This is a genomic window from Pseudomonas sp. Pseusp3 (genome assembly GCF_047304225.1).
GTDB classification, from domain to species: Bacteria; Pseudomonadota; Gammaproteobacteria; order Pseudomonadales; family Pseudomonadaceae; genus Aquipseudomonas; species Aquipseudomonas fluorescens_CD.
Map to the genome: position 1 here is coordinate 1 of NZ_JBGLYV010000121.1, position 15,654 is coordinate 15,654.

The 15,654-nt window shown below is 59.6% G+C and carries 8 protein-coding genes, 1 rRNA gene and 1 pseudogene; 3 read left to right on the forward strand and 7 right to left on the reverse strand.

Annotation, left to right across the window (positions count from 1 at the left end; genetic code table 11):
* Positions 1-160: 160 nt before the first annotated feature.
* A 5S ribosomal RNA gene (gene rrf / locus ACCD00_RS26865) occupies positions 161-276 on the forward strand.
* A 105-nt stretch (positions 277-381) separates the two neighbouring features.
* On the opposite strand, the gene ACCD00_RS26870 is transcribed toward rrf, so the two are convergent.
* The 5 genes from ACCD00_RS26870 to ACCD00_RS26890 form a co-directional block, all read right to left on the reverse strand.
* A complete protein-coding gene (locus tag ACCD00_RS26870) occupies positions 382-849 on the reverse strand; it encodes an SRPBCC family protein (RefSeq protein ID WP_413428313.1) in 468 nt (155 codons plus the stop codon).
* Positions 850-872: 23 nt separating this feature from the next.
* Entirely contained in the window at positions 873-4,283 is a 3,411-nt protein-coding gene (locus tag ACCD00_RS26875) for a non-ribosomal peptide synthetase (RefSeq protein ID WP_413428314.1), read from the reverse strand.
* A 13-nt stretch (positions 4,284-4,296) separates the two neighbouring features.
* A complete protein-coding gene (locus tag ACCD00_RS26880) occupies positions 4,297-5,226 on the reverse strand; it encodes a diiron oxygenase (protein WP_413428315.1) in 930 nt (309 codons plus the stop codon).
* Positions 5,223-5,999: a DUF3050 domain-containing protein gene (locus ACCD00_RS26885; protein WP_413428316.1), complete on the reverse strand. Its 777-nt coding sequence runs from the start codon at positions 5,997-5,999 to the stop codon at positions 5,223-5,225. The genes ACCD00_RS26880 and ACCD00_RS26885 overlap by 4 nt, the downstream gene beginning before the upstream one ends.
* A gap of 731 nt (positions 6,000-6,730) precedes the next feature.
* Complete coding sequence (locus tag ACCD00_RS26890; RefSeq protein WP_413428317.1) at positions 6,731-7,441, reverse strand: GntR family transcriptional regulator; 711 nt, start codon at positions 7,439-7,441, stop codon at positions 6,731-6,733.
* A gap of 197 nt (positions 7,442-7,638) precedes the next feature.
* Here ACCD00_RS26890 and lapG point away from each other — a divergent pair, with 197 nt between their 5' ends.
* Positions 7,639-8,331 (forward strand): cysteine protease LapG, encoded by a 693-nt coding sequence (lapG, locus tag ACCD00_RS26895; RefSeq protein ID WP_413428318.1) that lies wholly within the window; start codon positions 7,639-7,641, stop codon positions 8,329-8,331.
* 14 nt (positions 8,332-8,345) lie between these two features.
* Positions 8,346-10,292, forward strand: coding sequence for a cyclic di-GMP receptor LapD (gene lapD / locus ACCD00_RS26900; protein ID WP_413428319.1), 1,947 nt, complete (start codon positions 8,346-8,348; stop codon positions 10,290-10,292).
* Positions 10,293-10,337: 45 nt separating this feature from the next.
* Here the strand turns inward: lapD and ACCD00_RS26905 are convergent, their stop codons facing one another.
* Positions 10,338-10,676 carry a hypothetical protein gene (locus tag ACCD00_RS26905; RefSeq protein WP_057399111.1) on the reverse strand — a complete coding sequence of 113 codons (339 nt, stop codon included), beginning with the start codon at positions 10,674-10,676 and terminating at the stop codon, positions 10,338-10,340.
* A gap of 146 nt (positions 10,677-10,822) precedes the next feature.
* Positions 10,823-15,654 (reverse strand): annotated as a pseudogene (locus ACCD00_RS26910) (LapA family giant adhesin); the annotation flags it as partial.

The window sequence follows — 15,654 nt, forward strand, 5'->3', positions numbered from 1 at the left end:
GCCGATGGTAGTGTGGGGTTTCCCCATGTGAGAGTAGGTCATCGTCAAGATTAAATTCCGAAACCCCTATCTGCGTATGCAGGTAGGGGTTTTGTCTTTATAGTAGAAGCATCAAGAATTCGTTGGTACGTCACTACAGACGGACTGACAAACAGAATTTCTTGACGACCATAGAGCGTTGGAACCACCTGATCCCATCCCGAACTCAGAAGTGAAACGATGCATCGCCGATGGTAGTGTGGGGTTTCCCCATGTGAGAGTAGGTCATCGTCAAGATTGAATTCCAAAACCCCTGTCTGCTGACGCAGACAGGGGTTTTGTCGTTTCAGGGGTATTGAAAAGCCCGTTGCGGAGCCTCTCCACAACGGGCTTTTTCACGCTCTACGCAAACAGTTTCAGCACATTGTTCATCGCATCATCGGCAAAGCCCTGCACGAAATCCTTGAAGCCTGGCAGCGCCTCGGCGCCACCCTGTGCCGGTTCGGCAATGATGGTCCAGGTGGCTCGGGACTTGTCCGCATCCAGTGATTCAACGCTCATCGCGGCCCACAGATTGGCCACACCCAGAGTGTTGTAGATAGTGGTCCAGGTCATGTGCCGCGCCTGGTCGTCCCGGGAGTTAAGCTGTTCGACCACCTGGTTGCCGTCCTTGAAAAACTTTTTGCGTAACGATGACACGCCTTCACCGGTCATTTCGATGTGCGACAGTGCCGGGATGAAGCGATCAAAGCCGGAAAAGTTACCGACCACGGCCCATACCTGCGCAGCAGCGGCGGGCACGTCCACCGAGGACACCACGTGGCAGCCTTGAGGGTTTTTGATCAGGGTATCGGGTTGCAGAGTACTCATGGTCTTGCTCCGTTGGGGTTGAGTCAGATGAAGTTGATTTCTTTGAGGTAGTCGCAGCCGCGACGCAGCAGCGCCGGGGATTTTTGCGGGTAGTGCGCACCCATAAGCCGTACGCCGGCCTGGGCGTTGTCGTGACCGATCATCGAGATGTCGCCGATGTCCTCCTCGAAGCCGTTGAGGTAGAACCCCAGCACGCCGAACAACGCGTTGTCGCTGTCGACCCGACTCAGCTGCTGCTGCCAGTCGGCGACGCTGACCATCGCGAATTCGCGCCCAGTCTCGCGGAAGGACGCCACGTAGTCGTCCCAGCTCAGGGGCTCGGGGTTGTGCAGGTTGAACACCGCCTGTTCCGGCTGATAACGACTGGCGTGGAAGGCGATGAATCGGGCGAGAAAGTCCACCGGCATCAAGTCGAAGTTCAAGGCGAACTCCGGCACCAGACCCAGCTGGATCGAGCCCTTGAGCATCAGCATCAGGCGATTCTTGTGTGGCTGGCACACGCCCGTGAGGCTGTTGAAGCTGATGTTGCCAGGGCGGTAGAGATTGACCCGGACCCCAAGCTCTCGCGCCCGTTCGAGGATGCGCTCGCCAACCCATTTGGACAGGTTGTAGCCGTTCTTGATGTAGATGGGGGGTGTCGGTGCGGCCGGCAACTCAAGCACTCGGCCGTCGGCGGATATCGTGCTGGAGGCCGAGAGCGTCGAGACGAAATTGAAGATTTTTTTGCTGCGTCCTTCGCACAGGCGCAAACATTCGAAAATCGGCTCGACGTTGTCCCTCGCCAGCGACTCGTAATCGAGGACGTGATTGACGTTGGCGGCGTTGTGCACCAGCGCGCCAAATTCTCGATCCAGGCGCTGATAAACCTCTGCTGCCAAACCGAGTTCCGGTCGTGTGATATCGGCCGCGTGAACCCGTACCCGGCTCATATCCAGGTGCTCCAGATGGTTCTCCCGCAGCGCCTGGGCAAAGCGCTCGTCCGCCGATTGCCCATTGCCGTCGCGCACCAGGCAGGCGACCTCGCTGGCCCCCCAGGCCAGCAACGCCTCGACGATGTGTACACCGACAAAACTGTTGGCGCCTGTGACGATCACCTTGTGCACATCGCCCATGCGACTGATGGGCAGAGGCTGAATATCCAGTTCGCGGAAGGCATCGCGCAGGGCCTGTTCGCTCAGCACTTCTTCGCTGCCGGAGCCGCGTACCAGTGTCGCCAGTTTCGTGATGGTGGGCAGTTCGATGAAGCGGTTGATCGAGATGCTGCGCCCGAACTCTTCACGCAGTCGCAGGAGCATGCGCGATAGCAGGATCGAGTGCCCGCCCAGATTGAAGAAGCTTTCGTCGGTGGGAATGTCGCTCGCCGGCAGCTCCAGCAACTCGGCCCAGATGTTCAGCAGCAGGGTTTCATCGGCATTGACGGGCAGGCGCCGTGGAGGGTTATCGGTGACGCTCACCGGCAGCTCCAGCAACGCCTTGCGGTCGACCTTTCCGTTGCTGGCGTAAGGCATGCTTGCCAGTTCCGTCCATGCAGCGGGGTGCATGTAGTCCGGCAGGTGCTGTGCCGCGTGGGCCTTCAACGCCTGGCGAGCGGCGCCTGGGAGGTCTTCCCGGGGTTGGGCAAGGAAGGCCAGAATCCGTCGCTGGCTATCAACGACCACGGCAACCTGGCGGTACAACCGGCTGTCGCGCAGGCAGCGCTCAATCTCTTCCGGCTCGACCCGGAAGCCGCGAATCTTCACCTGATTATCACGCCGACCGCACAACTCGATCCCTTCATCTGTCCACTTCGCCATGTCCCCGGTGCGATAGACGCGCAGGGACTGGCCATCAGGCAAGTTCAGGTCCAGATAACGCTCAGCGGTTTGCTGCGGGTTGTTCAGGTAGCCCAGGCACACGCCCGGGCCAGCGATGTACAACTCACCGACAGTCTGCTCGGCCACCGGTTGAAAGTCATCATCGAGAATAAACACCTGACTATTGGCGATCGGCGCACCCAGCGAGCGGTTGTTGTCGCCTGCCTGAAGCCGCCGCGCGGTAATCAGTACCGTGGCTTCGGTGGGCCCGTAGAGGTTGTAGAGCTTGCCCTGACGGCTCAGTTGTTCGATGACCCACGGCTCGCACACATCGCCGCCGGTCATCACACGGTCCAGGCACTGCAACTGCTCCAGCGGCAGGATGCTCAACAAGGCAGGCGGTAAAAAGGCGTGGCTCAGTTGCCGATGACGAATCAGCTCCACCAGTTGCAGTGGATCGCGGCGTTGGTCCTCGTCGGGCACGATCAGCTCGGCGCCTTGCAACAGGGTCGGGAAGATGTCGATCAGCGATGAGTCGAAACTCAATGAAGAAAACTGCAGCACCCGGCTGTGGCTGGTCAGCTGCACATAGTCGGCGTGCCAATGGGTGAAGTGCGTGAGGTTGGCCTGGCTGAGCAACACGCCCTTCGGGTGACCGGTGGTGCCTGAGGTGTAGAGCGCCATGCAGGGTGCATCGGGGTCGGGGCGTTGGTGCATCAAGGGTTGAGTGAGATCCACGTCGCGGTGGTCGATACACCCGATGTCCAGCCCCGGCATCTCCCTCGCCAGGGGATGCTCGCCATCATGCAGCAACAACACCGCGCCGGCATTCGTCAGAATGTACTGCTGACGTTGTAGCGGATGGCTCGGCTCCAGCGGCAGGTACACCGCGCCACTGCCCAGGATCGCCAGGACTCCGGCATACAGCGCGCTGCATTTGGGCAGGCAGATCCCGACGACTACCGGACCTTGATGCTGATCCAGCAGCGGTCGCAAACGTTGCTGGATGGCACGGCTGTGGGCGTACAACTGGCGATAGTCGAGCGTTGTGCCGGTGATGCTCAAGGCCGGACGGTCAGCGCTCTGGATGCACTGTTGTTCCAGCCGTTCGATCATTGGCGTTTGCGCGAGTTGCTGCAGTCGTGGGTCGGCGGTGGCATTGAAGCGATGCACGAACGCGAGGCTGTCCAGAAACCGCAGGTTCTCGATGCGCTCGTAGCGGGCAGGTAGCGCGGGGGCGGCGTGTCGAAAATAGTCGGCATCCCGCGAGTAGCGGCTGACCAGCAGCGCCACGTGGTCAACCAGACCTGTTATGGCTCGCATACGCAACGCCTGGCCGTTACCCGACGGCTCATCGGCAATGGGTACACGACTCAACAGCGTTGAGCCATGGCAGCACAACAGGTCCAGCGAAGGCAGGCCTGACGCCTGCGGCAGGCCAAGCCCCAATTGCAATGTCAGCCGTGGCGCCTGGGCGATGAACTGAAGCGACGTGCCATCGTCGATCAGCAGATCCACAGGCCCAGGCATTTCGTCGAGTGCGGATACCCACGTCAGTGAATGACCGTGTTGTTCGAGTTCCAGCGCCAGGTTGGTCATGGCCTGGCTTTGTCCGTTGAGCAAGATGTCGAGACGTCTCATGGTGGGCTCCTCGTCAAACCAGGTAGTCGCTGAGGGCGGTTTGTACGCACGGCGATTCGAGCAGTGAACTGCTGTGGAAAAACCGCACAATGTTGGCCACCAGCGGGTGATGGCGATTGATCGGGAAGGCCAGTGCCGACATTTCGTTCTTGAGTGCGTGGCGCGCCGCGTCGTTGGTCTGCAGTGCGTCGATCAAGCGGAAGTCGAAGGATTTCTGGATGTCGTTGGTCAGGTAATGGCCAATGAACACCGGCAGGATCTGCGCGATGCAATGGCGGTCGTCTGCACTAGCCGTATGCCAGTAAATGCGTACCAGTCGTGCCCAAAAACCGGAATGGCGCCCCTCGTCCAGCAAGTGATCGGCCATCAGGCCCTTGATCGATTGCTTGACCGTGTCGTCCTTGGCGAACGCGGCAACATCGCCGGTCACGGTGTTTTCGGCGATGGCCACGCAGATCAGTTCTACAGCGCTGCGCAGGTGCTCCGGTGCGAGTGCCACGGCCACCGGTATCGCTCGGCTCAGTTCGATCTCATCCGGCAATTCAATGGGGGTGATGCCGGTCAACGCGATGGTCTGCTGCATGAAATCCATCGCCACCAGTGCGTGGTAATCCTCGTCCACCACGACAGTCATGGCGTCGTAGCGGCAGGCGAACGGGAACTCGACCGCGAAGCGATTCTTGGCGATGCTGCGGGCGGTCTTGTCGACGATCTCGGTTTCGAAAATCACCACATCGTTGATGAACTTGTAGAGCGTCTGCACCAGGGCGAAGTCGCGCAGCTGCGGACATTCGCGCAGAAAGGTTTCGCTCAGCACCAGCGGTTGACGGCTCAAGGGGTAGATCAGTTTGTCGTCGTTCTCCAGCACGCGTCGCGGGCGTGTGCGGATGGTCGCGCGACTTTCCCAGGCGTCGGCGAAGGATTGGTAGTCGACGGCGTTCATGCGCTCACCTCCACGACCGATTCGTTGATGCTCAGGCGCAGTCCGTCCCACAGGGCAATACGACTTTCCACGGCAGCGATGGCGCTGGCATACACGTCCTCCTGCCGTTGCGGGTCGCCATCGACCAGTCGCGACAGGAGCTTTTCCGCTGCCGGGCCGTGGTCCTCGGAATCGACTTCAATGTGCCGTTCGAGGTAGTAACGGAAGGTCGGCGCCTGTTCGGTGCCGATGCCCCAATCGTCGAGGATGCGCTGGAACATCTGCGGGATAACGCTCTCGCGACCGTGCAGAAACGCCGCCGCAACACAGTGACCCGGTGCATGCAGTGCGGTGTGCAGCGTATGGCGAACGAAATGTGCAGCCGCCGGGTCGACATTGATGCATTTCAAGGCCAGGTCGTAACTCACGCCTTCCTGTTGCAAGGCCACGAAGCGTTCGATGGCATCGGTGCAGGCGCCGACTTCGCGCATTGCATCCAGATACAACTCGAAGTGGCTGTAATGACCCTGGGCCGGGCGATCATCCGACTCCTCACCCAGCACGATCTCGTTGATCAACCGAGCGGCCTGGGGATCCTGCGGCGGCAGCCAGGGCAGTCGCACGCAAGTCAGCTCCTGTTGCAGGCGCTTGGTCAGTGACATGAAGTCCCATACGGCAAAAACGTGGGTTTCCATGAAGCGTCTCAGGACCGGCAGCGAATGTATTTCAGAGAAAATCGGGTGTTCGCCAAGTTCGGCTTTTATTTGAATAAGACGTTCTTTAGTTGGTTTCATGGATGGGCCTGTAAGTGATTCGGGGTGAGAAGTAATCAAGCACTTAAGTTCGCTTAAAGTTTTTCAGGGCGAACGGGTACCTCAAACGAATTGATCTTTTTCAGTGCTGGATATGCCGTGTAACTGAGGTGCTGTTGCCGCTTGTGGTTGGCAGCGAAGAAAAACTAATACACATATAAAGTGTCAATCAAGTTGTTTTGGTATTATTTTGATATTCAACTTTTTCGAAGTTGATAAGTCCCAATAAAACTTTCCATGTTGGTTTTATTTTGGCGTAGTTACTACTTCCGGCTTATATAAGTCAGAATTGAATAAAGAGTGAATGCCTCACTCGAAGTAACTTTTTAGTTGGCGTCGTTGGGGGATGTCTGAGGGGGTGGAAGTGGGTCGTGATTGGTGCCGATCCTTCCGTTCCCGTGATGAGGCTCCTTCCTTCGCTTCTGGGGATGGGGACTACGCCATTCGCACGGAACGTCCCCGGTTTTATTGTGTCCTTGGCACCCAGAGTGGGCGCAAATGGAGGCGGCCGCCAATACCGAGACAGCATGCAATCGTTGCGATGGTCAGGTTTGAAGGCGGCGAGGCGTTGGGGCGTGATATAGCGCCGCGAGGGCGGTGTGATTTGGGTACAGGGGATTTGTAATCAAATTATTCGTGGAACACATTCGGGGAAATGTGCATCAGGCGAGGCGAACTCTTCGGTGCGCCTCTCCCGGACTTGCCACGGCGGGTTACCTGGACGTGTTTTTGGCCCGGACTTCAGGGCTGTTGAGGTAGCGCGTAATGACCTCGACCGCTCGGTTCAGGTGGTGTTCGAGCAGCTTCACGGAGCGTTCGACGTCCCGGTCTTCGGCGGCCCGTAACAATGCCTGATGGTCGTCCTGGGACAGTTTGCCCAGGCCCATGGCTTCCAGGTTGAAACGCAGGAACCGCTCTTCCTCGATCAGGCCGTCTTCGACCAGTCTCAACAGCCGGCGATTGGGTGCCCGGCTGTAAAGCACCATGTGGAACAGGCGATTGAGCCGGCCGATTTCGGTGTAGTCGCTTTCCATTTCGAGTTCATCGATGTAACGGGCAGCCTGTTCGAGATCTTCGTCCTGGAGCAGTGGCACCGAGAGACGCAAGGCTTCGGACTCCAGCAGGATGCGCAGCGCGTAGGTTTCCACGGCGTCGCCCTGGATCAGCGGCGCGACCACGGCGCCCTTGTGGGCAACCACATTGAGCAACGATTGTGCTTCGAGCTGGCGCAAGGCTTCGCGTACGGGCATGCGGCTGACGCCGAACAGGTCGGCGAGGTCTTGCTGGCGCAGGGCCGCGCCGCAAGGAATGCGCCCGTCGAGTATGGCCGCGCGCAGGGTTTCTTCGATCACCGACCGTGCCAGATGCGCGGGAATGGGCCCGTTGACCTTGATACTGCTTAGAGGGTTGGGCTTTTGTGTCACTAAACGCACCCTGAATGACGGAATATTTTTTGGATCCAAATGACACTAGTAACTGCCTGACGGCTTGTCAAACAAGCGAACGAGTGCCTTTCTTGCAGTTTAGCGCGCCGCCAATGATCTCACCGTGCCATTGTCTTTTTCCGGTCTAACCTTCACCATTCGAACGACTCCCTCCTGCCTACCCAGGATGCCTCGCATTGGCGGCAAGTTTAACGATCCCACGGATTTTACGCTGGCTGTGCGGCGCATTGCTGCTGGCTGGCGTGATGTTGGGCAGTTTGAGTGCCGATTGGGATTTTTCCCTGATCAGCCGGCGGGCGCAGGCATTGTACGGACCTTTGGGAGAAGGTCAGCAGCGCATTAATGATTGGCAATACTTGTTGGCCAGTCAGAAGCAGATCGGCGAGTTGGAACAACTCAATGTGGTCAATCGCTTCTTCAACAAACAGCTGCGATATGTCGAAGACATCGATCTGTGGCATGAAGTCGACTACTGGGAAACCCCGATCGAAGCCCTCTGGAAAGGCGCCGGCGACTGTGAAGACTACGCTATTGCCAAGTACTTCAGCCTGCGTCACCTCGGTGTAGCCAGTGAAAAGCTGCGCATTACCTACGTCAAGGCACTGACCCAGAACCGCGCGCACATGGTGCTGACCTACTACTCGAGTCCGGAAGCCGAGCCTCTGGTGCTCGATAGCCTGATTGATGCAATCAAGCCCGCCAGCCAGCGAAAGGATTTGCTGCCGGTCTACTCTTTCAATGCAGAAGGGTTGTGGCTACCGGGTACCAAGGGCAACAAAAAGGTCGGCGATACCAAGCGTCTTTCGCGCTGGCAGGATGTGTTGAAGAAAATGCAGGCCGAAGGATTCCCGGTCGAGACGACTAATTAGGAGCAGGTGCTCAGATGTCTTTGTTCAAACAGCTGTTGATTGCTATCTGTCTGTTCCTGGTGGTCGCCTTCACCGGCAGTTTCATGGTCAGCCTGGAGAGCTCGCGCACTCAGTATGTCAACCAGTTGCGCTCCCATGCTCAGGACGCGGCGACGGCGCTGGCGCTTTCCCTGACACCGAATATCGACGACCCGGCGATGGTCGAGTTGCTGGTCAGCTCGATTTTCGACAGCGGTTACTACGCGAGCATCCGCGTGGTCGATCTGAAGACCGACCAGGCCCTGGTTGAGCGCACGGGCATTCCGGCGGTCAACAACGTTCCGGACTGGTTCGTCAAACTGATCGGCCTGGAGCCCGCCGGTGGTGACGCGATCGTCAGCCGTGGCTGGGAGCAGGCTGCCCGGGTCGAGGTGGTCAGCCACCCGATGTTCGCACTGGCCAAGTTGTGGCAAAGCGCTTTGGGCAGCCTGAGCTGGTTGCTGCTATGCGGCGCGGTCAGTGCGGTACTCGGCGCGCTGTTGCTGCGTCAGCAATTGAGACCGCTGGATTACATGGTCAAGCAATCCCACGCCATCGCCCGGCGGGAATTCCTCAGCCTGCCGGAACTGCCGCGCACTCCCGAACTTCGCCGGGTCGTACAGGCCATGAACCAGATGGTCGAGAAGCTCAAGGCGCTGTTTCAGGAGCAGGCGGAGCGTAGTGAAAAACTGCGGGTCGAGTCCTATCAGGACTCGTTGACCGGGTTGGCCAACAGGCGTTATTTCGAGATGCAGCTGAATGCGCGGGTGAGCAACCCGGAGCAGGCCAGTTCCGGTTATCTGCTGCTATTGCGGGTCAAGGATCTTGCCGGCCTCAATCAGCGTCTCGGTGGCCAGCGCACCGATGACGTGCTCAAAGCCGTCGGCGAGCAACTGTCTCGCGAGTGCGCCAAATATCCGGAAACCCAGAACCTGGTCACTCGTATCCGCGGTGGCGAATTTGCCGTGCTGGCGCCGGGGCTGGTGCGCGAAGAAGCGCTGCAACTGGCACAAAACCTCGACAGTGCCTTGGCCAGTCTGCACGCTACCGGCGCCACTGATGTGGCTGCCGTGGCGTCTATCGGCCTGGCACCTTTTGCTCACGGCGACTCGCCGCAAACCGTGCTCAGCCTCGGTGATCAGGCGCTGGCGCAGGCCGAAGGCCAGGGCGAGCAGAACTGGGCCTGTATCGAACACAGCCTCTCGGCCAGTGTCGGCGACGATCACCACGCCTGGCATCGAATGCTTGACCAGGCGCTGACACAGCGGCGCTTCGAACTGTATTTCCAGCCGGTAGTGGCTGCCCAGGACACGCAACTGGTACTGCATTACAAAGTGTTGTCGCGACTGCTCGACGAACAGGGCCAGACCATCCCCGCCGGGCGTTTTCTGCCTTGGCTGGAGCGCTTCGGCTGGACGGCGCGCCTGGATCGGCTGATGCTCGAACGGGTGTTGGAGCAAATGAGCGAGCATGAGGAGTCGCTGGCGCTGAATCTGTCATCGGCTACCCTGGGCGACCCGCAGGCGCAAAACAAAATCTTCGAGATACTGCGTGCGCATTCCAATTTCGGCCCGCGCCTGACCCTGGAGATTGGCGAAGAGCAACTGCCTGACCAGGCGGTACTGGAGCAGTTGACCCGGCGCCTGCGCGAACTCGGCTTCTCACTGAGCCTGCAACGTTTTGGCGGACGCTTCAGCATGATCGGCAACCTGGCACGGCTGGGGCTGGCGTACCTGAAGATCGATGGCAGCTACATTCGTTCGATCGATCTGGAGAGTGACAAACGCCTGTTCATCGAGGCGATCCAGCGCGCGGCACACAGCATTGATTTGCCGCTGATTGCCGAGCGGGTCGAGACTGAAGGCGAGTTGTCGGTGATTCGCGAGATGGGGATATACGGCGTTCAGGGCCAGTTGTTCGGCGAGCCCAAGCCCTGGGGCTGATTTGATCGCTCCCACGTAGCGCGCGGGAATGATCGGAGGGGCGCGTCAGATCAGTCCGGTCTCTTCATCATCGATCAATTGGCTCAAGCCACCCAAGGCTTCACGGGCCTGGTTTCGATCCATGAGTTTAGCCTGGGCCGCCGCTGGCAGGTCGGTGACGCGGATCACGCCTTTCTGGGTCAGCACCTGAATCAAGTCATCGAGTACCCGGATCATTTCCAGGTCACTTTGCTTGAGCTGTTTGAGGCTGTTCTCCACCGCAGCGTTGGCAAACCAGGTCTGGATTTCATGATTGTCGGCCGGCAGCGTTTCCGTGGCCTCGGCATAGGCGGCGGGTTCCACGCGTACCAACAGGCCCTGCGCATCGCGTTGCACGTAAAACATTGAGCATCCCTCAGAATTGAACCAGCGTCGTGCTGTCAGCAGCATAGGTCAACCGCATGCCAGTATGTGGCGCAGCGACGGAATCGTCACCGGGCAGTGGACGCAAACGTGACGGCCGCCCCATAAGGAACGGCCGTTTTCGTGCATCAGCTGTTGTTGTGATCGATTTTGATGGTCGGGTCGCTACCGGCAATCAGGTTGTGCAGGTTGGCGCTTGACCAGTTATTGCCTTCCAGCTTGATCGTCACGTCCGGCGTGGCCGCTGCGGCGTTGCCCGAGTTGAACTGGCCGGTCGAGCTGACTTGCAGCGACGACACGCCATCGACCGTGGTGATCTTCAGGAAGTTGTCGATGGTACTGCCGGTTTCGCCCTGCAACAGATCGCGCAGGTCGATCCGGTCACCTTCGCCGGCCTTGAAGTCCTTGATCACGTCGCTGCCGGTGTCGCCCGCTTTCCAGACGAAGGTGTCACCACCGGAACCACCGATCAGGATGTCGTTGCCCTGTCCGCCCATCAACGTGTCGTTGCCGGTGCCGCCGAGCAGGCTGTCATTGCCCTTGCCGCCGTCGAGGGTGTCGCTTCCGCCCGAGCCGAACAGGATGTCATTGCCCGCACCGCCCAGCAGGGTATCGTTGCCGTCATGGGCACCGGACACATCGAACGCGGTGTAATGCTCGGTGATGTACTGGTGCACGTTGCTGGTGGTGACTTTGCTGACGTCCACGCCGGATTGCTGCGCCACGAAGGCTTGTATCGCCTGGTAACCCTCGCCGGCAATGCCGTTGAAGCTCACCAGATCGCCGAACAGAAGGTCGTTGCCGTCGCCACCGCTGACGGTATCGTTGCCCGGCATTGTCGCTTCGGTGTGGCCGATGATCGAGTTGGCCAGATCCTTCGGATCGATGTTGGTTTGCGGCGTGGTATCCGAGTCGTACGGCTTCAGGTCGTTGAGGCTCACGTCGCTGTTAAGACCAATGGCCTCGACATTCGACAGCTTGCTCAGCAGTGTGAAGCTGCTGGTGGAGTTGCTGATGGTGTCCCCGTCGGTGCTGTTGCCGTCGCCGTCACGACCCGAGAACTCGTAGGTGCCGTCGCCCTGGGCATGCAGATAGCCGAAGTCCTTGGAGGACCAGCTACTTCCATTGCCGTTGCCATTGCCATTGCCATTGCCGTTGTTGCCGTTGTTGCCGTTGCTGGTCTTGGTCCAGACCGTCACGTAGCCCGAGGCGCTAATGTCGATCTGGTGCGTGCTGTCGGGGACCAGGCTGATCGCTTTACCCAACTGATAGTTGCTGGTGGTGACCAGGCTATCGAGTGTTGTGCTGCCATACAGGGTCGGGTTGGTCGACTCGCCGCTCTGGTAGTAAGTCGGCTTGCCGTCAGTAATGAAGTACGTGAGGTTCTTCGCCCCGGTGTTGGCCACGGCGTCCGCACTCTGGAACCAGTTGGCCGTGGTTTTGAACACGTCCTCGTAGTTGGTGCCGCCGCCGGATGACATCGAGTCCAGGATCGTCTTCAACTGAGTCAGCGCATTCGGGTCTTTGAGGTTCACCGACACCGACTTGTTGACCTGGGTGTCGAAGTCCACCAGGAAGATGTTCACCGTACCCGAGTTGCTGCCCAGGCTTTGCTTTAGTGTGTTGAACACAGACGTCAGCGAGTCCTTGGCCGAGTTGATCGACGAGGAACTCATACTGCCGGAACTGTCGACCATGAACGCGATGTTGTAGTTGGTGCCTGGCACCACGGTCAGGCCGCCGATGTCGGCGACGATGATGTCGTTGCCGTCGGTGCCGGTGACCGTGTCATTGGCCGCCGTGGCAGTGACGGCGTTGTAGACCGCCGGATACACAGTCACAGGAATTTGCGAAGTGCTGCTGGCCGAACCACCCAGGGCCTCAGTGGAGGTCGAAGTCACGGTCAGGTTGAACTGGCCGTTGTAATACGATGGTGGCGTTACGCTCAGAGAGCCTAGGCTCCAGCCCGTCACGTTGGCCTCGCCACTGGTCGCAGTGACCGTGAAGGTATGTCCCGCGCCGTCGGTGAGCACCGAGCCGGTCGGCATGCCGCTGATCTTCAGGCTCAGGCTTTCCGAGCCATCGGTGTCGGTCAGCGCGGTCGTGATAGCGGACAATTTCACACTGCTGCCTTCGGCGCCGGTGTTGAGTTTGTAGCCGTCGTAGTAGCCCTCGCCATTGCTGCCGTGCAAGTCGGACACGGTCACGCCGGCATTCACCAGATCCGTCACGCCCGTGTAAATCGGTACGCCGGCACTGCTCAGGTCGATCGGCGTGCTGCCATTGACCGACAGGTTGACGTCATAGTTACCCGGGCCGCTCTGGTTGTGGTGGTAGATGTCCAGGGTGTAGTAGCCGCTGGTGGTCGGGGTGAACGAACCATTGAGGTTGCCGCCCGCGCCCCAGGTGATCGCGGCGACGTTCTTGCCGCCGATGGTCACCAACAGGCTGTCATCGCCAACACCGCTGAAGGTGTAGGTCTTGCCGGCTTCGAGGTAGATCAGGCCCGAGGTTTTCGACGCCGTACCGGCGGTCACGTTAGCGTCGGACTGCACGTTGGTCACGGTGCCTTTGGAGTTTGCTGTGCCAGCGGCGTCGATCACGTTTTTCAGCGTGGTCGAGTCCGCGCCGTTGCCGCTGGTACCCAGGCCCGACAGACCGGTCCAGACTTCCTTGATCAATCCGGTGGACTTCACGCTATTGTCGGCAACGCTCAGGGTCGGGGCATCCGCCACCGGGGTGATGCCGATCTTGATCGTGCCGGTGTTGCCCAGTGCCTGGCCGTCGGTTGGCTGGAACTGGAGTTGCGCGTAATCAGCCTTTTGATCGCCAGTGCCGGGGCCATAACCGTTCGCGCCCGACTCGTTGGCATCCGGCATGAAGCGCAGTTTGCCAGCGTCGATGTCGGCTTTGCTGAAGGTCTGGTTGGCGGCGACATCTTTCCAGGTCGAACTGTCCAGATACTGCAGTTTGCCCTCGCCCGGCAGCTGGGTGATTTTCACGCCCAGGCCGGTGGCGGGGCTGTCGACGTCGCTGACGCCGAAGGTCGACCAGCCGAGAATCAGCGGCGTGTCTTCGGTGCCGGTGACGTTGACCGGTGCTGCGACCGGTGCGTCATTGACCGCCACCACATTGACCGTGGTGGTCGCGGTGTTGGAGTAATTGCTGCCATCGGTCACCTTCACGGTGATGGTCCGCGGTACGGTGCTTGGGTCTTCACTGTTGTTGGTGAAGGTGATGTTCTTGATGCGCTGAATGTAATCGGCCAGCGTCGCAGTACCGGTCAAGGTCAGTGTGATCGTGCCAGTCTGGTCATTGCTGTTGATGATGATGCCGTTGACGCTGTTGCCCAGGTTCAGCGCATCGCCTGGCTGACGGTTGGTCAGCACGACGGTTGCACCGGTCAGCATGGTGCTGTCCGGATCGGTGATGCTCAGGTCGAGATCGCCGATCGACACGCCAGGACCGGCGGTGTTCTCGGTGAACGTCATCTTGTAATCGGCCCCGGTAGCGCCGCTGGAGTTGTTGGCGTCGAGGTCCAGCACTGGCGGTGCATCGTTGTCGATGATCGAAGTGCTGACGCTGCCATTGGACGAACTGATCGCCAGATTCTCGAAGTTGCCACCAGTGACCGAATCGATCTTGACCACGAAGTTTTCGGTGCCTTCGGTGATCTTGTCATCGATGGTCGCGACGTTGAAGTTGGCACTGCTGGCGCCCGCCGGGATCTTCACGGTGTACACGCCGGTGAAGTCCGAACCGTCGGCAGCGGTACCGCTGTAGACGATTTTCAGCGTCACTTCGGTCTGGGCCGGGTTGGTCAGGCTGACGGTATAACTCGCCGCCTGGCCTTCGGTTACCGAAGTGCTGCCGCTGATGCTGGCAGTGGTGGTGTCCTGGAAGTCACTGACGCTGGTCGACACTGGCGTCTTGTCCATGCCGAGGGCTTCAAGGTTGCCGCCGCTGGCGGCCTTGATTGATTCGGTAACGGTTGGCGCGCCGGTGTAGACATCGTTGCCAACGGTGACCGGCAGGCTGCCGGAGCTCTGGCCGACGGCGATGGTGATCAACTTGCCGCTGTCCAGAGTGACGGTGACCGGCGTGTCGTGTGCAGTGACAGGGATGCCATTCTTGTCGGTCAGGGTGGCGGTATACGTGATCGTACCGTTCTCGCTCACCGATGGGGTCGCAGTCAATTTCACGGTGGTGGCGTCGTTGACGTCGGTAACTGTGGTGTTCACCGGGGTCTTGATCGGGTTGATCGCTTCAAGGTTACCGCCGGCCGCGTCCTTGATGGATTCGGTGACAGTGGTTGGACCTTTGTAGACGTCGTTGCCGACGGTGACCGGCAGGGTGCCGGAGCTTTGGCCGACGGCGATGGTAATGACCTTGCCGCTGTCGAGGGTCACGGTGACCGGCGTGTTGTGTGCGGTCACCGGGGCACCGTTCTTGTCGGTCAGGGTGGCGGTGTAAGTGATGGTGCCGTTCTCGTCCACGCTCGGGGTGGCGGTCAGGGTCACGGTGGTGCTGTCGTTGACGTCGTTGACCGTGGTGTTCACCGGGGTTTTCACCGGGTTGATCGCTTCCAGGTTGCCGCCGTCGGCCGATTTAATCGACTCAGTAACGGTGGTTGGACCTTTGTAGACGTCGTTGCCGACGGTGACCGGCAGGCTGCCGGAGCTCTGGCCGACCGCGATGGTGATCACCTTGCCGCTGTCGAGGGTGACGGTGACCGGCGTGTTGTGTGCGGTCACCGGGGCACCGTTCTTGTCGGTCAGGGTGGCGGTGTAAGTGATGGTGCCGTTCTCGTCCACGCTCGGGGTGGCGGTCAGGGTCACGGTGGTGCTGTCGTTGACGTCGTTGACCGTGGTGTTCACCGGGGTTTTCACCGGGTTGATCGCTTCCAGGTTGCCGCCGTCGGCCGATTTAATCGACTCAGTAACGGTGGTTGGACCTTTGT

Excerpts from the sequence above, each read along its gene's own strand:
- ACCD00_RS26870 (WP_413428313.1), bottom strand. The coding sequence starts at position 849 with ATGAGTACTCTGCAACCCGATACCCTGATCAAAAACCCTCAAGGCTGC.
- ACCD00_RS26875 (WP_413428314.1), bottom strand. The coding sequence starts at position 4,283 with ATGAGACGTCTCGACATCTTGCTCAACGGACAAAGCCAGGCCATGACC.
- ACCD00_RS26880 (WP_413428315.1), bottom strand. The coding sequence starts at position 5,226 with ATGAACGCCGTCGACTACCAATCCTTCGCCGACGCCTGGGAAAGTCGC.
- ACCD00_RS26885 (WP_413428316.1), bottom strand. The coding sequence starts at position 5,999 with ATGAAACCAACTAAAGAACGTCTTATTCAAATAAAAGCCGAACTTGGC.
- lapD (WP_413428319.1), top strand. The coding sequence starts at position 8,346 with ATGTCTTTGTTCAAACAGCTGTTGATTGCTATCTGTCTGTTCCTGGTG.
- ACCD00_RS26905 (WP_057399111.1), bottom strand. The coding sequence starts at position 10,676 with ATGTTTTACGTGCAACGCGATGCGCAGGGCCTGTTGGTACGCGTGGAA.